The sequence below is a fragment of the Nonomuraea indica genome (assembly GCF_002850745.1).
Classification (GTDB): domain Bacteria; phylum Actinomycetota; class Actinomycetes; order Streptosporangiales; family Streptosporangiaceae; genus Nonomuraea; species Nonomuraea indica.
The window spans coordinates 124,749-145,007 of the sequence record NZ_KZ559467.1; the positions used below are offsets into that span (position 1 = coordinate 124,749).

The window sequence follows — 20,259 nt, forward strand, 5'->3', positions numbered from 1 at the left end:
GTGCCCTCGCCTCCTGGGACCCCGTCTAGACGAGGTCCCAGGTGAGCGGGGTGCCGAGCGGGACGTCGCGGGTGAAGCGGCGGCCCATCACCTCGGCCAGCGCCGCGGGGGGCAGCCCGCCGGCGGGCCGGACGGACCGGACGTTGCCGTCGGTCACCGCCTCGCCCGCGCGCACGTCCCTGACCACGTACAGCGACCGGCGGAAGCGCAGCCCCTCGCGCTCCGACGGCCGCGGCCCCAGCTCCGGCCGCCCGAGCGCCTCCCAGGCGCGCCCGCTCTCGGTGACGAGCGCCGCCAGTTCGCCGGGCTCCAGCGAGAAGGCCGCGTCCACCCCGCCGCCCCGCCGGTCGAGCGTGACGTGCTTCTCGATCAGGCAGGCGCCGAGGGCCACGGCGGCGAGGGCGGCGCCGAGTCCCGGTGTGTGGTCGGAGACGCCGACCACGGCCCCGGTCAGCCCGGCCAGCAGCGGCAGCGCGCGCAGGTTGCTCTCGGCCGGGTCGGCGGGATAGCTCGCCGTGCAGGCCAGCACGGCGAGCTGGGCGCACCCGGCCTCGCGGGCGGCGCGCACGGCCGCGTCGATCTCGCCGGCCGACGCCATGCCGGTGGACAGGATCAGCGGCTTGCCGGTGGCGGCGGCGAGCCGGATCAGCGGCAGGTCCACGATCTCCGACGACGCGATCTTGTACGCCGGGACGTCCAGCTTCTCCAGCAGGTCCACGGCGGTGGGGTCGAACGGGGACGAGAACGCGACCAGGCCCCGCTGCCGGGCCCTGGCGAAGATGGGCTCGTGCCACTCCCAGGGCGTGTGGGCCCGCTCGTAGAGGTCGTAGAGGCGCTCGCCGCCCCACAGCTCGTGCCCGTCGCCGAGCCGGAACGCCGGCCCGTCGGCGTTGACCGTGATCGTGTCGGGCCGGTAGGTCTGCAGCTTGACCGCGTGCGCGCCGGCGTCGGCCGCCGCGTCCACGATCGCCAGGGCCCGCTGGAGGCTGCCGTCGTGGTTGCCGGACATCTCGGCGATGACGAACGGCGGATGGCCCGCCCCGACGGCGCGGCCCGCGATCGTGATCATGTGGGGTCCTTCCTGGTCAGCTCGACGGTGACGACGTCCACGGGCGTCCCGTCCACCTCGCGCCGGTGGACGCCGACCTCGGCGAAGCCGAAGCGGCGGTGCAGCCGCCGGACCGGTTCGTTGCCCGCGAGCACCTGGCCGCGCAGCGTGGTCAGGCCGAGCGGGCCGAAGGCGTGGCCGATCGCGGCCCGCTCCAGCCCGGCCCACGCCCCGAGCACCGCGCCCGTCCGCTCCAACCCGTCCAGGTCGAGGTAGAAGCCCCACTCACCGGTCGTGGCGGCGGGATCGAGCCCGGAGAAGGTCACCACGCCCGCGTCGCGCCCGTCGTGCTCGTACACCAGCACGCGCCTGGCCGGATCGTGGCGCACCGCCGCCCACCAGCGGGCGTGCTCGGCCGCGCCGATCACATGGGTGGTGAAGCTGGCCGCGCGCACACGCGGGTGGTTGCGCCAGCGCAGCAGCGCCGGCAGGTCGTCGTCGCGAACCGGCCTCAGCACGACTCCTCCTACGCTCCGTGTCGGTACGAACTCACACCGTAGCGGATTATGTGTCTGGTAAAGACCTGATCAGGGAGGGGCAGCGCGACCCGCCGACCGGCGACGGCCGGGGCATGCTGCCGTCTAACCATCCCCCGCACGCAAGGAGCCCGCTCATATGGCGCCCCTGGTCAGCGTCGTCGTCCCGTTCTACAACGTCGAGCCGTACATCACCGAGTGCCTGGAGTCCCTGGCGGCGCAGACGCTCGCCGACATCGAGGTCATCCTGGTCGACGACGGCTCGACGGACGGCAGCAGGCGGATCGCCGACGCCTTCGCCTCCCGCGACCCGAGGTTCGTGGTGGTCCGCCAGCCCAACCGCGGGCCCGGGCCGGCCCGCAACGAGGGCATCCGGTGGGCCCGCGGGTCCTACCTCGCCTTCGCCGACAGCGACGACGTCGTGCCGCCCGAGGCGTACGAGACGCTGGTCTGCTCGCTCGAACGCACCGGCTCCGACCTGGCGTGCGGTGGCGTTCGGCGGATCAGGGACGGCGGCCTGGCCGCCTCGTCGCTGCACGAGAAGGTCTTCAGGCGGGCGGTGCGGCGCACCCACATCATGGACCGGCGGGTGCTGGTGCGTGACCGGACCGTGTGGAACAAGGTCTACCGCCGGGACTTCTGGCAGGAGCACCGGCTGCGCTTCCCCGCCGGGATCTACGAGGACGTGCCGCTCAGCATGCGGGCGCACGTGCTGGCCGACAGCGTGGACGTGCTGCCCGACGTCGTCTACCACTGGCGCAAACGCGAGTCGGGCGAAGGCTCGATCACCCAGCGCCGCGCCGAACTGGCCAACCTGAGCGACCGGCTGGAGGCCATCTGCGCGGTCCGGGCGTTCCTGCGGGAGGAGGCGCCGGAGCTGATCCTCGCGTTCGACGGGCTGGTGCTGGAGAAGGACATCGTCTTCCTGTTCCAGGCGCTGGAGCAGGCCCGCGACGAGGACGTCCCGCCGCTGCACGACCTGGCCCGCCAGTGGCTGGCCGTCCTCAGCCCCGCCGTGCTCGGCACCGCCCCGTCCCTGCGCCGGCTGGAGCTCCACCTGGTGGAGCGCGGTCTGATCAAGCAGTTCCGCGAGGTGCGGGAGTTCAGGCGGGCCACGGCCGACTCGCCGCGCATCGTGCCGCGCGGGCTGCGCAGGACGGGCTGGTACGGCGACTACCCCTACTTCCGGGATCGCTCGCTGCGCATCCCGGACACGGTGTACGACGCCACCGACGAGCTGAAGCTGATGGCCAGGGTGGAGGAGTGCCGGTGGACGGGCAGCCGCTTCACCGTGCTCGGCGAGGTGGCCGTCCACCGGGTCGAGCGCCGGCCGCGCAAGGTGCGGCTCTTCCTCAGCGACGGCAACCGCGAGGTGCCCGTGCCGTCCCGCCGGACGAAGAACGGCAGGTACGTGGCGGAGATCGACCCGGCGCACCTCAAGGGCGGCGGGCCGACCTGGCGGCTGCACGCCCTGGTCGACGCCCGTGGGGTGGAGCTCACCGGGCATTTCCGCGACGGGGACGCCAACCGGCCGTGGCGGCTGTCGGTTCCGGGATGGTCAAGAACCGGCATGGACATCGCCCATTAGTTCCAGAGAGTAATACGGACATGACGTTGCGTAGCCATGCTGAATCCATGAGCACCTATTCGCTCGCCGAGGTCTACGCGGCCCGTAAGCGCAGAGACTCCTGGTGGACCGTCTACTTCGTGGACCCGGTCGCCTGCCGGGCGGCTCTGGCGGTGGCCAACCACACCCGGATCACGCCGAACGCGCTCACCGTGACCTCGCTGGTGCTGGGCCTGCTCGCCGCCGGGTGCTTCGCGATGGACGAACTGGCCGCGGGGGCGGCCATGTTCTACCTGAGCTTCATGATCGACTGCGTGGACGGCAAGATCGCCAGGCTGAAGGGCACGGGGACGCCCTTCGGGCTCTGGCTCGACTACGTGGGCGACCGGGTGCGGGTGGTCTTCTGCGCCGCGGGCCTCGCCTACGGCCAGTACGCGCTCACGGGGGAGGCGCGCTGGATCGTGCTCGGCGCCGGGGTGGCCGTGCTCGACCTGTTCAGGTACGTCAACGCCCCCCAGATGAAGCGGGTCCGCGAGACGATCAAGGAAGCGCGGGCCCAGGCCGCGGAGTGCGCCACGGCGGCCGGGCTGGTGCCCGCTCCGCGCGGCGCGGGCAGGCGGCGGTCCTTCGGCAGGCGGCTCAACCGGTATCTCGCCCGCCGCCGGGTCCGTACGCACCTGATCAGCGGCATCGAGTTCCACGCGGCGGTGTTCGTGGTCGCGCCCCTCGTCGGGGCGGCGGCCCTGGTGCCGGTCGCGGCCGTCGCCGGCGTCCTGCTGCTCGGCAACGAGATCTTCCTTGTCTACCGGATGTGGCTCTTCACGCGCAGGCACACCGTGTCCGCCCCGCAGGAGAGCCGAGAGCACGTTCTCGTCTAAGTTTCGGGGGTTAGAACCAGATGTCCGATCGGCCAGTGTTCGTCGTCGGCTGCCCGCGCTCCGGCACCACCATGCTGCAGCTCATGCTGCACTCGCACCCGCGCATCGCGGTGCCGCCGGAGACGCGGTACCTCATTCCCGCCTACATGCGCCGCCGGACGTTCGGCGACATGCGCCTCGCCCAGCGCCGCCGCGCGCTGGCCGAGTGGGTGGCAGGGGACCGCACCACCAAGTTCAAGGAACTCAAGATCGACAACGACGACTACGTCCGGCAGGCCGTGGAGGGGCCCGGCTCGCTCGGCTCGGTGCTCGGCATCACCTTCCGCATGTACGCCGAGCGGTTCGGCAAGGCCCGCTGGGGCGACAAGCGGCCGAGCTACGTCAAGCAGGTCGAGTACCTGCTCAGGCTCTTCCCGGACGCCCAGTTCATCCACCTGATCAGGGACGGCCGCGACTGCGTCTCCTCCCTGAAGGAGATGCCCTGGTACACCCACAACTCCTTCCACGCCGTCTCCACCTGGGCCGAGGCGATCGACGCCGGGGTCCGGCTGCGCAAGACGATGCCCGAGGACAGCTACTACGAGCTGCGCTACGAGGACCTCACCGACGACCCGTCGACCGAGCTGAAGAAGCTCTGCCTCTTCCTGGAGGAGGACTTCGACCCGGCCATGGTCTCGCCGCGCGAGGCCGCCGCGGTGGCGGTGCCGCCGCACAAGGTCTGGCACAGCAACACCCACGGCGACGTCACCCGTTCCCGGGTCGGGAGCTGGGCCAACCGGCTCGACGCCTGGGAGATCTCGCTGTGCGAGCAGGTGCTCGGCGACCGGCTGGTGGCCAACGGCTACGAGCTGACCGGCGCGCCGCCGGCCTCCAAGGCGCACCTGGCGATCTTCCAGAAGACCGCGCAGAAGCGCCGGGCGAGCCGGGTGCGCAAGCACATGCGCGACCGCATCAACCGGCTGCGCGAGCCCGGACCGGTGGCCGCGCTGCTCACCACGACACAGCGGGCGCTCGCCGGGGTCCCGCAGCAGCGGGCCGAGGAGCCCGAGCTGGCCGACCGCTCGCGGTAGAGCCGGATGCCCGGGGCGCCGCACGGGGGTGGGCGCTCCGGGCATCCGCCTGTCGTCCGCTCAGCGGGAGATGTGGGTGAACAGCGCCTCCCACTCGTCCAGGACGCGGTCCAGGCGGAACCTCCCGGCCCTGGCCCGGGCGGCGGCTCCCAGCCGGCGCCGCTCCTGCTGCGACTCGGCGAGCCGGGCCAGCTCCCGCGCGAACGCGTCCACGTCGCCGGCCGGCACGAGCACCGGACCGGCCGACCGCACCCCGCCCGACACGTCGAACGCCACCGCCGGCACCCCGTGCGCGGCGGCCTCCAGCAGCACGATCGGCAGCCCTTCGTGCTCGCTCGTCACGGCCACGATCGAGGCGGCCAGGTACTCGCCCGGCATCCGCGCCGCCGCCACCCGCCCCTTGATGACCACCCGGTCGGCCACGCCCTCCTCGGCCGCGTGGACGCGCAGCCGCTCCAGTTCGCCGCCCTCGCCGATCAGGTGCAGCTCCCACGGCCGGGGCACGCCCGACCGGGCGAACGCGGTGATGAGCCGGTCGAACCGCTTGACCCCCTCCAACCGGCCCACCCCCAGCACCCGGGGGGTCTCCAGCGTCGCGGTCTCCTGCGGCCAGGTGGCCAGCGGGTTCGGCACCGCCCACGCGTTGGGCAGCAGCGCGTGCTCGGAGAACATCCACGCGTCGTCCCGGCTGAGGAAGACCGCCTGGTCGAGGGCGGGGTAGTGCTTGCGGATGGAGCCGAGGTGCCAGCAGTCGCGGGCGTGCTCGTACGAGCCGTGATACTGGCCGATGGTGCGCAGCGAGTCGGGCAGCAGTCGCGCCAGCCGGGTGACCACCGAGGGCGAGGTCATGACGGCGAAGCCGGGCTGCACGGAGCCGAGCAGCCGGGCGAGGCGCCGGTCGGCGTGACAGCGCGCCAGGCGCCCCTGCCGGTCCACGGCCGTCCGGCTGATCACGTGCTCCTCGTACAGCGGGCTGTCGACGTAGTGGAACGGCGATGCCGCCTGGTACAGGCCGATCACGTGGACGTCGTGGCCGCGCCCGGCCAGACCCTGCGCGAGGGTGTGCGTCACCTGCTGGACACCGCCGAGAGTGTCGGCTTCCAGGCACGCGAAGACAATGGTCACGGCACCCTCCGCGCCTCGATGAAAGCTCCGAAGAAGTCCTCGACGACCCGGGCCGCGGCGTCGCCGCGCTCGTCGGCGCACCACGTCTCGCGGAAGGCGGCGTACCGCCCGGCGTGGGAGGCGTGCACGGCGGGCAGGTCGCGCAGGCAGGCGACCAGCTCCTCCGTCGTGGTCACGCACGGGCCTGGGGCGATCGACGGAAGGTCGTGGTAGACGCCACGCTCGCGCAGCCGGTAGTCGTCCCAGTCGTCGATGAGGAAGAGCATCGGCCTGCCGGTCAGCGCGTAGTCGCACATCACCGACGAGTAGTCGGTGAGCAGCGCGTCGGAGGCGAGCATGAGGTCGTTGACCTCGGGATAGGTTCCGGCGGGCCGGACGAAGTGCAGCAGGTGCCGCGGCACCGCGTAGCGCTCCACCGGGTGGGTCCGCAGGATCACCACCCACTCGCCGGCCAGCTCCTCGGCCATCAGCTCCAGGTCGGCCCGTACCGACCTGCCGTCGCCCTTGGCCTGGTCGCGGTAGGTGGGGGCGTACAGCAGCACCTTGCGGCCGGGCGGGATCTCCAGCCTGGCCCGCACGTCCGTGGTGGATCTGCCGTGCACCAGGGCGTCGCAGCGCGGCGTGCCGTACCGGTAGACGGGCCCGGTGTAGCCGTTGGCGCGGACGAAGTGCCGGGTGAACTCGGCGCTCGGCGAGACCAGCGCGTCCCAGCGGGCGACGGCGGCGCGCCAGCGCCGGCGCGGCCGGTCGAAGTCCGCGCGCAGGTCGGGCGCGTCGAAGCCGATCGACTTGATGCCCTGGCCGTGCCAGGTCTGCAGGTAGCGGGTACGGCGCGGCTTGGGGTAGTCGAGCGGGAAGCCGTGGCTGTCCACCCAGAGGCCGGCCCTGGCCAGGGTCCAGACGTAGCGCCAGCCGCCGCGCCGCACCAGCCGGGCGCCCTCGGGCGCGCCGCCGCGGCCGGGCGCCACCGACCAGACCACCTCGACCGGCAGCCGGCGACGGCGCAGCTCCTCGTAGATCGCCCGCGGGCTGCCGGTGCAGCCCTTGCCGACGTCCGACTCGAACAGGGCCAGATTCCGGCGCGGCGGCAGGATCCTGATCAGCGTCCGGTAGGCGCGCAGCTTGTTCGCCGGGGTGCCGGCCCGGCGCAGCAGCGCCCGCCGGATCCGCGGCAGGAGAGGCCGGCGCGGGTGGGGGGCGCGCACGATGAGGTGGGCCGCCGGGCCGCCCGCCGAGACCCGGACGCCGCCGGGCAGCTCGATCGGCTCCATGGCGGGGTTCACCAGCAGCCGGTCGGTCGTGGTGTGGCCGGTGGCGAGGCTGGTGAAGCCGATGCGCGGGTCGCACTGGGCCCGCGGGACGAAGCTGACCTCGCTGACGTAGCCGCCCTCACCGGACGCCTGCGGGTGGATCGGCACGCGCTCGCGGCCGAGTCCCAGGAACGCGGTCCACTCCAGCGGCAGCGCGCCGAACGGGTCGTAGGTGCGCACGGTCATCCTGACCCGCGGGCCGTCGGCGGAGAGCTCGGTCACCTCGTGCCGCAGCCGGCTGGCGCTGAAGGGCAGCTCGGCCAGCCGCAGGCGGGTGATGTCCATGCCGGGGGAGACCGTGGTGCCCCAGTACGTCCGGCCGGCCTGCCGCACCGCGGCCCGTGGCGGCGCCTGCGGCCCGGTCAGCGAGGTGGCCGCGACCAGCAGGTCGTCAATCCGGTCGGACAGGATGAGGTGGCAGCACACCCTGGCCATCGGGTCCAGCCGGTCCAGCACCTCGGCGGGGACCCCCTCCAGGTACGGCCGGACGACCGCGGCGAACTCCTTGGCCCACACCCTGTCGCGGGTGGGCAGCGGGTTGAGGTAGACGCGCAGGTCCTGGCGCAGGAACCGTTCCTGGCGGGCCGGCACCAGGTCGGCCGCGCCGTGGGCGCGCAGCGCCGCGTCGCTCCGGCGGGCGGCGGCGACCCGGTGGCGGACGTTGTCCATGTCGCCGATGCTGAGCGAGATGGACGAGCGGTCGCGGGTGCGGTGCCAGAGGTAGACGACCCACGGGACGACGGCGAACCGCTCGGCGACGGCGTACAACTCGCTGGAGAAGACGTGGTCCTCGTAGTGGATGTCCTCGGGGAAGCGCAGCAGGCGGTCGCGCAGGAAGCGCACGCTGTAGATCTTGTTGGTGGTGAAGGAGTCGAGGAACAGCTCCGGTTCCTCGCGGATGCCGGACACCACCCTGCGCCGGGCGAACAGCGCCGGGTAGTAGCGCTGGGTCCGCCCGTTCCACTCGTACAGGCGGGTGATCTGCCCGGAGACGAAGTCGGCGCCGGTGCGTTCGATCTCGGCGAGCAGGCTCTTGCAGGAGTGCCGGGGGAGCTCGTCGTCGCTGTCGAGGAACATGACGTACGGCGACTCGGCGGCGTCGAGGCCGTCGTTCCTGGGCGCGCCGCAGCCGCCGCTGTTGGCGGCGCGGCGCAGGTAGCGCACCCGGGGGTCGGCGCGCATGAGCTCCTCGGCGACCCTGGGGGTGGCGTCGGTGCTCGCGTCGTCGGCGATCAGGACCTCGAGGTCGCCGAGGGTCTGGGCGAGCACGGAGCGTACGGCCCTCGGCAGGCGGTCCGCGTCGTTGTAGGCGATCACGACAACAGTGCAGGCCGGCATGCCATCTCCCCCCGGTCGGACACGTGCCAGGGGCATTCCCGCAGGTCGCGGCATAGTGCCCGGCTTGGAGGGGTTTTTGCCGGATTTAACGCTTTCGTCGCCTGATCAGCCGGCGGAGGAGCAGCAGTGCCACGACGGCCGCCGCGACGGGCGCCAGCCGCTTCAGCACCGGGGCTCCGGCGATCTCCAGCAGGTCGAGCGCCTGCTCGTCGGCCGTGCGCGAGGTGCGAGCCGCGGGCGCGTGCTCCGCGGCCACGGGCTCCTCGGTCGCAGGCTCCCCGCCCGCGGATTCCCCGCCTACGGACTTCTCGCCCACGGTCTCCCCGCCTACGGACGGCTCGCCCACGGTCTCCCCGCCTGCGGTCTCCCCGCCTGCGGGCTCGTCACGGGCGGGCCGGTCCTCGGCCGACGGATGCTCGGACAGCAGGTCGGACAGGTTGGCCGCGAAGCGGTCGATCAGTTTGCCGCCGACCTCCGCCATCACGCCGCGTCCGAACTGCGCCGGCCGGCCGGTCACATTGAACGACGTCTCCACCGCGACGGCCGTCGCGCCGCCCGCCGGGCTGAGCCTGGCCCGGACCGTGGCCGAGGCGGTGCCGGCGCCCCGGTCCTCCTTGCCGGACGCCTTGATCGTGAGCGTGTGGCCGTCCTTGTCCACGTCCTCGAACTCGGCCGTGCCGCGGTAGGCCACGGTGATCGGACCCACCTTCACCTTCATCCGGCCGGTGAACCGCTCGCCCTCGACGGTGTCGAGCGACGCCCCCGGCAGGCACGGCGCGACCCGCTCGACGTCGAGCAGCACCGCCCACGCCTGCTCGACCGGGACCGGGACAGTGAACTCGTGCTCGAACCGCATCGCCATCGGATCCGCTCCTCCTCCGCCGTTCCCTCGTACCTGGACGGGCGGGACGCCCCGGGAGGGGTCGCCCCGCCCCCGCGCCTCAGCCCCAACCGGCGGCGGTGCGCACCGCCCGGTGCGTCAGCACCCTGGCCAGATGCCGCCGGTAGTCCGGCTGGGCGTGCAGGTCCGCCGGCGGCGACGTGTCCGCCGCGGCCTCCTCGCACGCCGCCCGCACCCGGTCACCGGCCTCCGCCCCGCGCAGGGCGGCCTCCGCCGCGCGGGCCCGCACGGGCGTCGCGCCCATGTTGGTCAGCCCGATCCTGGCCTCCTCGATGCCGCCGTCGGAGCGCTTGACGGCAGCGGCCACCCCCACCACGGCCCAGGCCTGCGCCGTACGGTGGAACTTCTCGTAGTGGTAACCCCAGCCCGGACCGAGCTTGGGGATCCGCACCCCGGCGAGGATCTCGTCCGGCTCCAGCGCCGTCTCCAGGTAGTCGGCGAAGAACTCGGCCGCCGGGATCTCCCGCTCGCCGCGCGCCGACCTGGCCACCAGGACGGCGTCCAGCGCCAGCACCACGGCCGGCAGGTCACCGGCCGGATCGCCGTGGGCCAGCGAGCCGCCGAACGTGCCGCGGTGCCGCACGGCCGGGTCGGCCACCGTGGCGGCGGCCAGGGCGACCAGCGGGCAGGCGCCGTGGATCACGGGAGAGCGCAGGACGTCGTCGTGCGTGGTCATCGCGCCGATGTAGACGTGGTCGTCGCGGTCGTGCACGCCCGACAGCTCCGGCAGCCGGCCGATGTCCACCAGCGTCGACGGGTAGGCCAGCCGCAGCCGCAGCAGCGGCAGCAGCGACTGCCCGCCCGCCAGCACCTTGGCGTCCTCGTCGGCGGCGAGCGCCTGGCACGCCTCCTCGACCGACCCGGGCCGCACGTAGTCGAACGGGGCAGGGATCATGACCGGGCTCCTTCCAGCGCGCGCCAGATCCGCTCGGGCGTGCAGGGCATGCGGATGTCGTCGATCCCGTACGGGCGCAACGCGTCCACGACGGCGTTCACCACGGCGGGCGTGGAGGCGATCGTGCCCGCCTCGCCGACGCCCTTGACGCCCAGCGGGTTGCCGGTGGACGGCGTCTCGGTGCGGTCCGTGGTGAAGTCAGGCAGGTCGGCCGCCGACGGCAGCAGGTAGTCGGCCATCGTCGTGGTCAGCAGGTTGCCGTCGGCGTCGTAGACGGCCTCCTCGAACAACGCCTGGGCGATGCCCTGCGCGATGCCGCCGTGCACCTGGCCCCGCACGATCAGCGGGTTGACCACCCTGCCGACGTCGTCCACGGCCACGTACGAGCGGATCCGCGCCTGCCCCGTCTCGGTGTCCACCTCCACCGCGCACAGGTGCGTGCCGTGCGGGAAGGAGTAGTTGTCCGGGTCGAACGTGGCGTCGGAGTCGAGCCGCGCCTCCACGCCCTCGGGCAGGTCGTGCGCCGTGAACGCGGCGAACGCCAGCTCCTGGATCGTCTTGGCGGACCCGGTGCCCCGCACCGTGAACGCGCCGCCGTCGAACTCCAGGTCGTCCGGCGAGCACTCCAGCAGGTGCGCGGCCAGCTTGCGTGCCTTGGCCTTGACCTTCTCGCACGCCTGCAGCACCGCGACGCCGCCGATCACTAGCGAGCGCGAGCCGTAGGTGTCCATGCCCTTGTGCGCGATGGCGGTGTCGCCGTGCAGCACCGTCACGTCGTCGAACGGCACGCCCAGCGAGTCGGCCACGATCTGGCTCCACGCCGTCACGTGCCCCTGGCCGTGCGGCGAGGTGCCGGTGATCACCTCGACCTTGCCGGTCGGCAGCATGCGCACCGAGCCGTGCTCCCAGCCGCCGGCGCCGTAGTTGGCCATGCCGAGCATCCGCGACGGGGCCAGCCCGCACATCTCGGTGTAGGTGCTGACGCCGATGCCGAGCTGGACGGGGTCGCGCCGGTCACGCCGGTCGGCCTGCTCGGCCCGCAGCTTGTCGTAGCCGAACAGGGCCAGCGCCCGGTCCGTGGCCGCCTCGTAGTTGCCCGAGTCGTAGGTCAGGCCCGAGACGGTCGTGTACGGGAACTCCTCGTGCCCGATCCAGTTGCGCCGCCGCACCTCGACCGGGTCCATCTTCAGCTCGGCGGCCAGCTCGTCCATGATCCGCTCGATCGCGAACGTCGCCTCCGGCCGGCCCGCGCCCCGGTAGGCGTCGGTCGGCATCTTGGTGGTGAAGACGCCCGTGCAGCCGAACTCGTAGGCGTCCATCTTGTAGATGCCGTTGAACATCGACGCGCCCAGCATCGGGATGCCCGGCGTCACCAGCATCAGGTAGGCGCCCATGTCCGCCAGCAGCCGCACCCGCAGCCCCCGGATGCGCCCGTCGGCCTCGGCCGCGAGCGTCAGGTGCTGGATCTGGTCGCGGCCGTGGTGCACGGTCAGGTTGCCCTCGGAGCGCGACTCGGTCCACTTGACCGGCACGCCGAGCCGCCGGGTGAGCAGCAGGCACAGCACCTCCTCGGCCGTGACCTGCAGCTTCGAGCCGAACCCGCCGCCCACGTCGGGCGCGATCACCCTGAGCCGGTGCTCGGGGATGCCGGTCGTCACGGCCAGCATGACCCGCAGCACGTGCGGGATCTGGGTGGACGACCAGAGCGTGAACGTGTCGCCGTCGGTGCTCGCCAGCACCGCGCGGGGCTCCATCGCGCTCGGGATGAGCCGCTGCTGGACGTACGTCCGGTCGATGACCACGGGCGCGTCGCGCAGCGCCGCCTCGACGTCCCCCGAGGTGATCGTGACGCTGAAGGCCTTGTTGCCCGCTTCGTGCACCTTCGGGCTGTCCGGCGCGAGCGCCTCGTTCATGTCCATGACGGCCGGCAACGGCTCGTAGTCGACCTCGACCGCCTCCAGCGCGTCGGCCGCCCGGTAGCGGTCGGTGGCGATGACGCAGGCGACCGCCTCGCCGACGTAGCGCACCTGCGACACGGCCATCGGCGGGTGGTCGGGGATCACGATGTCCTCGCTCACCGGCCACGCGCACGGCAGGCTGCCCTGCTCGTCGGCGAAGTCACGGCCGCTGAAAGCGGCCACCACACCCGGCAGGTCGCGCGCCGCCGACACGTCCACCCGCGTGATGCGGGCGTGCGCCATCGGGCTGCGCACGAACATCACGTGCAGCATCCCCGGCTGCTGGAGGTTGTCGGTCCACCGGGTGTGCCCGGTCAGCAGCCGCCGGTCCTCCTTGCGCCGCCGGGCGCGGCCGATCTCGCGGGCGCCGTCCGGCTCGGAGATCTGCCCGCTCTCCGCGATCTGCTCGCCGACCAGGCCGGCGTCCAGTTCGGTCATGGCGTCCTCACCGCCTGCCCCATCTCCTGGGCGCCCCTGCGCACCGCGCGGACGATGTTGCAGTAACCCGTGCACCGGCACAGGTTGCCCTCCAGGCCCCGGCGGATGGTCTCCTCCGACGGGTCGGGGTCGTCCCTCAGCAGGTCGATCGCGGCCATCACCATGCCGGGCGTGCAGTAGCCGCACTGCAGCGCGTGCTCCTCGTGGAAGGCCTGCTGCATCGGGTGCAGCGAGCCGTTCGCCCCCAGGCCCTCGATCGTGACGACGTCGCAGCCGTCGGCCTGGACGGCGAGCACCGAGCAGCTCTTGACGCTCCTGCCGTCGAGCATGACCGTGCAGGCGCCGCAGTTGGTGGTGTCACAGCCCACCGGCGTGCCGGTCCTGCCCAACCTGTCTCGCAGCAGGTGAACGAGCAGCAGTCGCGGCTCGACGTCCTCTTCGTGTTTGATCCCGTCGACGGTTATGGCGATGCGGGGCATACGTCCTCCCTCAGAGCAGGGGGGAATAAGTGGATAAATGCCAAGGTACGCCGGTGTTTTTCCCGGTCAAGGGTTACTTACCTCTGACGACCCTGGCGACCACCGCCACCAGCCCCGCGAAACCCAGCCCCATCACCACCAAGCCGGACAGGACCAGCGGATCCGTGATCGAGCGGGTCAGTAGGAGGATGCCCAGCACCACGAACAACAATCCGCTCAGCAGCGCCATCCAGTCGGTCCGGTGCGCCCGCCCCGGCCGGTCCAGCTCGGACCCCGGCATGCCGTCGTGCTCACGCGGCACGCCGCACCTCCACGTCGCCCATGCCGCCGCGCAACTGCAGCTCGATCGTCGGCGGCTCGCCCTGCGGCCGGACCTCCGGCTCCAGCACCTTGTCCCACGTCACGTCCACGCCGCCGCGCAGCGACTGGTCGAGCTTGATGTCGCCGACCCGGTTCTCGGCGTGCACCTCCACCCTGGCCTCGGGCGGCACGATCACCAGCAGCTCGCCGACCCGCACCGAGGCCCGCACCGTGAGCTCGGCTCCCGGCGCCAGCTCGATCTGCGACAGGTCCAGCCGCCCGCTGCCCAGCCCGATGTCGTACGACCGGCTCGCGGCGGCGTTCGCGGTGAGGGGGACCCAGACGGTGTTGCCGACCTCGCGGGGCCTGCCTCCGAAGGTCATCACCGCCGCGATCAGCAACGCCACGGCGGTGCCCGCCGCCACCAGCCCCGCCCCGCGCCCCCACCAGGCGGCGACCAGCAGGCCCGCCCCTATGGTGACCAGCACGGCGCCGCCCACGATGGTGGGATTCGCTCCCGTGCCCGATCCGGCTTGGACCGCCACGACGATGCCTCCAATGACGATGGCCAGCAACACGGTGATGAGGCCGATGAACGATCTGGGCCGCCGGCGGCGCGGCGCCGGCCGGCCGTACAGGGCGGGGTCGTAGGGGGAGGAGTGCCCGGCCCGCCTGCGCGGGTCCAGCGGCTGGTAGCCGTCCGCCCGGGGGAGCCCGCCCTCCTCGGTGACACCGGCCGCCTGGAAGGCGTCTCGTCGCCGGTGCGGGCCACTCGGCTGGAACGGGCCGCGCGGGGCGAACGGCCGGCCGTACACGGCGTTCTCCTGCGAGTTGCCGGACCCGCCCCGACGGCGCTCCGTCCCGCCCGCCTCGCCGTAGGGAGGCGGCTGCTCGTCCGCCTCGCCGTAGGGGAGCGGCTGCTCGCGCGTCCCGCCGTACGGGAGCGGCTGATCGTCCGCCGCCTCGACGGGGACGGGCGCGGGCCGGTCGCGCTCGGGCTCTGGCACGCCCGCCGGGGACCCGTCCGCCGCCGGCGAGGGGCGCGCCTCCTCGGCGGGACGCGGAGCCGGCCCCTGCGCCGGGCCCCGGAGCTCGCCGGGCACGGGGGCCGGCGGCCGGTCCGCGTCGGGCGCGGGCGTGCCGACCCCGGCGGGCGCCCGCTCGGACGGCGTGGAGACCGGAGGGTAGGCCGACGGGTAGGCCGACGGGTAGGCCGACGGCGGGGCCGCCCGGCGGTTGAGCCGCTCGGGCATCGATCGGACCAGGGCCACCAGGTCCACGCCGCTGGAGTGGGCGGCGAGCAGCGAGACGGCGAGCAGCAGCCCCACCACCAGCGTCCCCGTGTCGAGCCACACCGTCGTGAGGTTGATCGCCAGCCCGAACCCCAGCACCGCCGTGAGCAGCGCCAGCACCGTCTCGGCGTCGAAGTCGCGCTGGGTCCAGGTCTCGATGTACCCGGGCCGGCCGCTCGGCTCCTTCATCAGCAGGAACGCCGCGATGTACAGGAACAGGCCGATGCCCGAGCCGAACAGCAGCACCGCGAAGGCGACCCGGAACACCACCGGGTCGATGCCCGTGTGCCGTCCCAGCCCGGCGCAGATGCCCAGGAGGAGACGTCCCTCGCTGCTGCGCCGCAGCGCGCGGGGAGGCGCGCCGGCTTCCTTGGGCGGTGCTTGCGTCATGGCACCATCGTGGCCCCTGCCGGCCGTCCCTGCATCCGGGGAACCCCTGACCCGACCCGGGGGTTGTTCCGGATGCCGTTTTCGTCCCGCGCGTGTGACGATGGCGATGTTATGGCTGACCAGAAGACTCTTGCCGAACCCGGTGGCGACGCCCCCTACCGCCGGTTGATGCGGCCCATGGAGGGCCGCCTCCTCGGCGGCGTGGCGCAGGGGCTGGCCGCACAGCTCAAGCTCGATCCCGTGGTGATCAGGCTGATGTTCGTGCTGCTGAGCGTGGTCGAGGGAGTCGGGGTGGTCGCCTACGCGGTGCTGTGGATGATCTCGCCCCGCGAGCCGTACGAGGGCCGGCCGCCCGCCCGCGACTGGAGCCAGCTCGCGGCGTTCAGCGCCATCGGCGTGGCGCTGCTCGCGTTCGGCTGGCTGACCGGCGCGTCCAAGGGCGGCATCGGCGTGCTCCCGTTCGCGGTCGGCGGCATCGGCGCGCTCATCCTGTGGCAGCAGGCCGATCCGGAGCGGCGCAAGGGCTGGGTGAGCGGCGCCACCACGAGCATCAGGAAGAACCGGGCGCGCACCCTGCTCGGTGTGGCGCTCGTCGTCGGCGGGGCCGCGGGCTTCCTGGTCATCGAGGGGCGGCTCGCCGAGGCCGGCCAGGGGCTGCTGTTCACCGCGGTCGTGGTCGGCGGGCTCGCCGTCATCGCCGCCCCCTGGCTCGCGGGCCTGTGGAAGGAGCTCCAGCTCGAACGGCGTGAGCGCATCCGGCAGGAGGAGCGCGCCGAGGTCGCCGCGATGATCCACGACTCGGTGCTCCACACGCTCACCATCATCCAGCGCGTCGCGCACGACCCCCGCGAGGTCAGCCGCCTCGCCCGCGCGCAGGAGCGTGACCTGCGCAACTGGCTCTACCAGCCCGCCCAGGACGCCGACGCCACGCTCGCCGCCGCCGTGCGCCGGATCGCCGCCGAGGAGGAGGACGCCCACGGCGTGGCCATCGAGGTGGTGTGCGTGGGCGACGTCGAGCTCGACGCGGAGGGCAGGCTCGCCGCCATGCTGAAGGCCTCCCGACAGGCCATGGTCAACGCGGCGAAGTACTCCGGGAGCCCCTCCATCTCCGTGTACGCCGAAGTCGAAGGTGAAGAGGCCACGATTTTCGTGAAGGATCGGGGCAAAGGGTTCGACCTCGACGCGGTGCCGGCCGACAGGATGGGGATCAGGGAGTCCATCGTCGGCCGGATGGAACGCCACGGCGGCACGGCCAGGGTGCGCACCGAGCCGGGCGAGGGCACGGAAGTGATGCTGACCATGAAGGTGGCGAAAGAGTGAACGTGATCCGGGTGCTGATCGTGGACGATCACCGGTTGTTCCGGTCGGGTGTGCGGGCGGAGCTGGGCGACTCGATCCAGGTCGTCGGCGAGGCCGAGGACGTGGAGACCGCCGTGCGCGCGATCTCCGAGCTTCAGCCCGACGTGGTGCTGCTCGACGTGCACATGCCCGGCGGCGGCGGCCAGGAGGTGCTGCGCCGGGTCCTCGGCTCCGGCTCGCAGGTGCGCTTCCTCGCCCTGTCGGTCTCGGACGCCGCCGAGGACGTGATCGGCGTCATCCGGGGCGGCGCCCGCGGCTACGTGACCAAGAACATCAGCGGCAGGGAGCTGACCGACGCGATCCGCCGGGTGGCCGAGGGCGACGCGGTGTTCTCGCCGCGGCTGGCGGGATTCGTGCTGGACGCGTTCGCCTCGTCGGAGGCGCCCTCGATCGACCCTGAGCTCGACTCGCTGACGCAGCGTGAGCGGGAGGTGCTGCGGCTGATCGCGCGCGGTTACGCGTACAAGGAGATCGCCAAGGAGCTGTTCATCTCGGTCAAGACGGTGGAGACGCACGTGTCGTCGGTGCTGCGCAAGCTTCAGCTCTCCAACCGGCACGAGCTCTCCCGCTGGGCCACCGCCCGCCGGCTCGTCTGACGGCCCCGGCCCCGCGCCCCCGCTCTCCAGGCCGCGCCCTCGCTCTCCCGGCCGTGCCCCTGTTCTCCCGGCCGCGGCCCGCGATCACGGTCCCGCCTCCGGTCCCGTGCCCGGCTCGCCGGGGCCGTTCCGGGGCCGGGACGTGCGGTCGTTCGCGGGGACGAAGGAGGTCGACAGGGGAAAGGTGAGCGGGCCGTTGCCGGAGCGGGCTGGTACAACGGCTGGTGACGTGCGACATTTCCGATATGGGCAAAGATGTGCCGGTCGTTGTCTTCAGCCGGGACGACCGCCGGAAATACCGGGAAAAGGTGCGTCGATGTCTCGACGTCTTCGCCCAGATGCTCGCCGCGTCCCGCTTCGCCGACGAACGCCCCCTGGCCGGCCTGGAGATCGAGCTCAACCTCGTGGACGCGGGCGGCGAACCCGCCATGTGCAACGCGGCCGTCCTCGACGCCATCCAGCGGCCCGACTGGGCGACCGAACTCGGCCAGTTCAACATCGAGATCAACATCGAGCCGCAGGACCTGGCCGGCGACGGCGCGCTCCGGCTGGAGAACGACGTGCGGGCCCGGCTCGACCACGCCGAGGAGCGCGCCCGCTCCCTCGGCGGACACCTGGCCCTGATCGGCATCCTTCCCACGCTGCGCGAACGGGACGTCGACGAGGGCACGCTGTCGGCCAACCCCCGCTACCGGCTGCTCAACGAGCAGATCTTCGCCGCCCGCGGCGAGGACCTCCACCTGTGCGTCGAGGGCGTCGAACGGCTCGACACCCACGCCGCCAGCATCGCCCCCGAGGCGGCCTGCACCAGCGTCCAGCTCCACCTGCAGGTCAGCCCCGAGGCGTTCGCCGCCCACTGGAACGCCGCCCAGGCGGTCGCCGGGGCCCAGGTGGCGGTCGCCGCCAACTCGCCGTACCTGTTCGGCAAGGAATTGCACCGCGAGACCAGGATCACGCTGTTCGAACAGGCCACGGACACCCGTCCGGCCGAGCTGAAGGCGCAGGGCGTGCGCCCGCGCGTCTGGTTCGGCGAACGGTGGATCACCAGCGTCTTCGACCTGTTCGAGGAGAACGTCCGCTACTTCCCGGCCCTGCTGCCCATCTGCGCCGAATCCGACCCGGCGGCCGAGCTGGCGGCGGGCCGGACCCCCGAGCTGGACGAGCTCACCCTGCACAACGGCACGATCTACCGCTGGAACCGGCCGGTCTACGCGGTGGTCGGCGGCGTCCCGCACCTGCGCGTGGAGAACCGGGTGCTGCCCGCCGGCCCGACCGTGCTGGACATCGCGGCCAACGCCGCCTTCTACTACGGGCTGATGCGCGTCCTGCCGTTCGGCGAGCGGCCCATCTGGAGCCAGATGTCGTTCGCGGCGGCGGAGGACAACCTCACCACCGCCGCCCGGCACGGCCTGGACGCGCGGCTGTACTGGCCGGGGATCGGCGAGGTGCCCGCCGCCGAGCTGATCCTGCGCCGCCTGCTCCCCATGGCGTACGAGGGGCTCGCCGTGCGCGGCGTGGACACCGCCGTCGCCGACCGGCTGCTCAGGGTCATCGAGGGCCGCTGCCTGACCGGCCGCACGGGCGCGACCTGGCAGGTGGAGAAGGTACGCGCCCTCGGCGGCGACAGGCACGAGGCGCTGCGCCTGATGACGCTGGAGTACATCGAGCGCATGCACACGAATGAACCCGTGCACACCTGGGAAGTCTGACCGCGTGACACGCGCCCTCGCCCTGGTCCTGGTGCTCCTGCTCGCCGGGTGCGGGCTCACGGGCGTGCCCTCCAGGGACGTCCGGGGCGCCGACACCTTCGCGGACGACGTCCAGGGGGCGCGGGAGCTGGGCGAGACGTTCTGGAAGCAGCAGTTCGGCGAGGCCGGCCGGACCTACCGGCCGATCAACGGCTTCGTGCCCTACTCGGGGCGGTCCGGCCCGCGCTGCGCCGGGGAGCGCTCCGTGCCCAACAACGCCTTCTACTGCCCCGCCGGGCATTTCGTCGCCTTCGACCGCGACTGGATGGAACGGCTGTGGAGCGAGATGGGCGACGGATCGGTGTACCTGATCGTGCTGCACGAGCTCGGCCACGCCGTCCAGGCGCAGCTCGACTCCCGGTTCGAGCTGAACGTCCAGGCGGAGCTGCAGGCCGACTGCTACGCGGGCGGCACGCTGTCGGCCCTGGTCCAGGCGGGGTCGCTGCGCGCCGAACCGGGCGACGAGGAGGAGTTGCTGCTCAACCTCGAAGCCGCCGGCGACCCCACGGACGACTGGCTCAACCCGGCCGCCCACGGCACGGCCGAGCAGCGCCAGCAGGCGTTCGCCACCGGCTACAACCGTGGGGTGAGCGCCTGCTGATCGCGGGCCTCCGGGTCCGGCCCGAGATGTATCCGAGCGTCAACCCCCAGGATGATGCGAGCGATCATGAACACGGCATAGCGTGGCCTCATGCCCTTGGAGGAGACCGGCTGGCTGCGCGGGGGCGCGTGCAGATCCAGCGACCCTGAGCTCTTCTTCCCCCTCGCCCCCTCACCGGCCCAGGAGGCGCGCGCCAAGGAGATCTGCGCCGGGTGCCGGGTGCTGCAGGAGTGCCGCTCCTACGCGCTGCGGGCGGGCGAGGCGGAGGGCATCTGGGGCGGCCTCACACCGCAGGAGCGCCGCCGCAGCCGCTTCCCGGCCGGCTGGCGCACCCCCGCAGCGTCCTGACCCGGGCGTGCGCGGCACCGCGCGGGCGCTTCGGCGTGTCCGGAGTGACGTGTGGGCCCGCGGGCGCACACGGGGCGACATA

Annotated in this window: 18 protein-coding genes; 8 read left to right on the top strand and 10 right to left on the bottom strand. The window is 72.9% G+C overall.

Annotated features, from left to right (window positions below):
* Positions 1–25: 25 nt before the first annotated feature.
* Positions 26–1,069, bottom strand: a complete 1,044-nt coding sequence (gene pseI / locus CXR44_RS04695; protein WP_101783642.1) for a pseudaminic acid synthase — start codon at positions 1,067–1,069, stop codon at positions 26–28.
* Positions 1,066–1,566, bottom strand: a complete 501-nt coding sequence (locus CXR44_RS04700) for a GNAT family N-acetyltransferase (protein WP_101783643.1) — start codon at positions 1,564–1,566, stop codon at positions 1,066–1,068. Before CXR44_RS04700 ends, pseI begins: the two co-directional genes overlap by 4 nt.
* 157 nt (positions 1,567–1,723) lie before the next feature.
* On the opposite strand from CXR44_RS04700, the gene CXR44_RS04705 reads away from it, so the two are divergent.
* The 3 genes from CXR44_RS04705 to CXR44_RS04715 are packed head-to-tail and all read left to right on the top strand — an operon-like array spanning position 1,724 to position 5,099.
* Positions 1,724–3,172, top strand: coding sequence for a glycosyltransferase family 2 protein (locus CXR44_RS04705; RefSeq protein ID WP_101783644.1), 1,449 nt, complete (start codon positions 1,724–1,726; stop codon positions 3,170–3,172).
* Positions 3,173–3,219: 47 nt separating this feature from the next.
* Positions 3,220–4,029 carry a CDP-alcohol phosphatidyltransferase family protein gene (locus tag CXR44_RS04710; protein ID WP_101783645.1) on the top strand — a complete coding sequence of 270 codons (810 nt, stop codon included), beginning with the start codon at positions 3,220–3,222 and terminating at the stop codon, positions 4,027–4,029.
* Positions 4,030–4,049: 20 nt separating this feature from the next.
* Complete coding sequence (locus CXR44_RS04715) at positions 4,050–5,099, top strand: sulfotransferase family protein (RefSeq protein ID WP_101783646.1); 1,050 nt, start codon at positions 4,050–4,052, stop codon at positions 5,097–5,099.
* Positions 5,100–5,159: 60 nt separating this feature from the next.
* Here the strand turns inward: CXR44_RS04715 and CXR44_RS04720 are convergent, their stop codons facing one another.
* From CXR44_RS04720 to CXR44_RS04755, 8 genes are all read right to left on the bottom strand, one after another.
* Entirely contained in the window at positions 5,160–6,224 is a 1,065-nt protein-coding gene (locus CXR44_RS04720) for a glycosyltransferase (RefSeq protein ID WP_101783647.1), read from the bottom strand.
* Positions 6,221–8,872, bottom strand: a complete 2,652-nt coding sequence (locus tag CXR44_RS04725; protein WP_101783648.1) for a CDP-glycerol:glycerophosphate glycerophosphotransferase — start codon at positions 8,870–8,872, stop codon at positions 6,221–6,223. The genes CXR44_RS04720 and CXR44_RS04725 overlap by 4 nt, the downstream gene beginning before the upstream one ends.
* An 85-nt stretch (positions 8,873–8,957) precedes the next feature.
* The gene (locus CXR44_RS04730; protein WP_101783649.1) at positions 8,958–9,734 is read right to left on the bottom strand and encodes an SRPBCC family protein; all 777 of its coding nucleotides are present in this window, start codon (positions 9,732–9,734) and stop codon (positions 8,958–8,960) included.
* A gap of 79 nt (positions 9,735–9,813) precedes the next feature.
* Positions 9,814–10,668 (bottom strand): FAD binding domain-containing protein, encoded by an 855-nt coding sequence (locus CXR44_RS04735; protein ID WP_101783650.1) that lies wholly within the window; start codon positions 10,666–10,668, stop codon positions 9,814–9,816.
* On the bottom strand, positions 10,665–13,064 hold the full coding sequence (locus CXR44_RS04740) for a xanthine dehydrogenase family protein molybdopterin-binding subunit (protein ID WP_101783651.1): 2,400 nt from the start codon (positions 13,062–13,064) through the stop codon (positions 10,665–10,667). Before CXR44_RS04740 ends, CXR44_RS04735 begins: the two co-directional genes overlap by 4 nt.
* Positions 13,061–13,543, bottom strand: a complete 483-nt coding sequence (locus CXR44_RS04745; protein ID WP_101783652.1) for a (2Fe-2S)-binding protein — start codon at positions 13,541–13,543, stop codon at positions 13,061–13,063. Before CXR44_RS04745 ends, CXR44_RS04740 begins: the two co-directional genes overlap by 4 nt.
* A gap of 73 nt (positions 13,544–13,616) precedes the next feature.
* Positions 13,617–13,844, bottom strand: coding sequence for a hypothetical protein (locus CXR44_RS04750; RefSeq protein WP_245898840.1), 228 nt, complete (start codon positions 13,842–13,844; stop codon positions 13,617–13,619).
* Positions 13,834–15,525 carry a PspC domain-containing protein gene (locus tag CXR44_RS04755; RefSeq protein ID WP_101783653.1) on the bottom strand — a complete coding sequence of 564 codons (1,692 nt, stop codon included), beginning with the start codon at positions 15,523–15,525 and terminating at the stop codon, positions 13,834–13,836. The genes CXR44_RS04750 and CXR44_RS04755 overlap by 11 nt, the downstream gene beginning before the upstream one ends.
* A gap of 111 nt (positions 15,526–15,636) precedes the next feature.
* On the opposite strand from CXR44_RS04755, the gene CXR44_RS04760 reads away from it, so the two are divergent.
* The 5 genes from CXR44_RS04760 (at position 15,637) to CXR44_RS04780 (ending at position 20,177) form a co-directional block, all read left to right on the top strand.
* The gene (locus CXR44_RS04760) at positions 15,637–16,845 is read left to right on the top strand and encodes an ATP-binding protein (protein ID WP_101783654.1); all 1,209 of its coding nucleotides are present in this window, start codon (positions 15,637–15,639) and stop codon (positions 16,843–16,845) included.
* Positions 16,842–17,480, top strand: a complete 639-nt coding sequence (locus CXR44_RS04765; protein ID WP_180903186.1) for a response regulator — start codon at positions 16,842–16,844, stop codon at positions 17,478–17,480. The genes CXR44_RS04760 and CXR44_RS04765 overlap by 4 nt, the downstream gene beginning before the upstream one ends.
* Before the next feature lie 308 nt (positions 17,481–17,788).
* Positions 17,789–19,189, top strand: a complete 1,401-nt coding sequence (locus CXR44_RS04770; RefSeq protein WP_245898841.1) for a glutamate-cysteine ligase family protein — start codon at positions 17,789–17,791, stop codon at positions 19,187–19,189.
* A 4-nt stretch (positions 19,190–19,193) separates the two neighbouring features.
* Positions 19,194–19,829: a neutral zinc metallopeptidase gene (locus CXR44_RS04775; protein ID WP_101783656.1), complete on the top strand. Its 636-nt coding sequence runs from the start codon at positions 19,194–19,196 to the stop codon at positions 19,827–19,829.
* A gap of 90 nt (positions 19,830–19,919) precedes the next feature.
* Positions 19,920–20,177, top strand: coding sequence for a WhiB family transcriptional regulator (locus CXR44_RS04780; RefSeq protein ID WP_101783657.1), 258 nt, complete (start codon positions 19,920–19,922; stop codon positions 20,175–20,177).
* Positions 20,178–20,259: the final 82 nt, after the last annotated feature.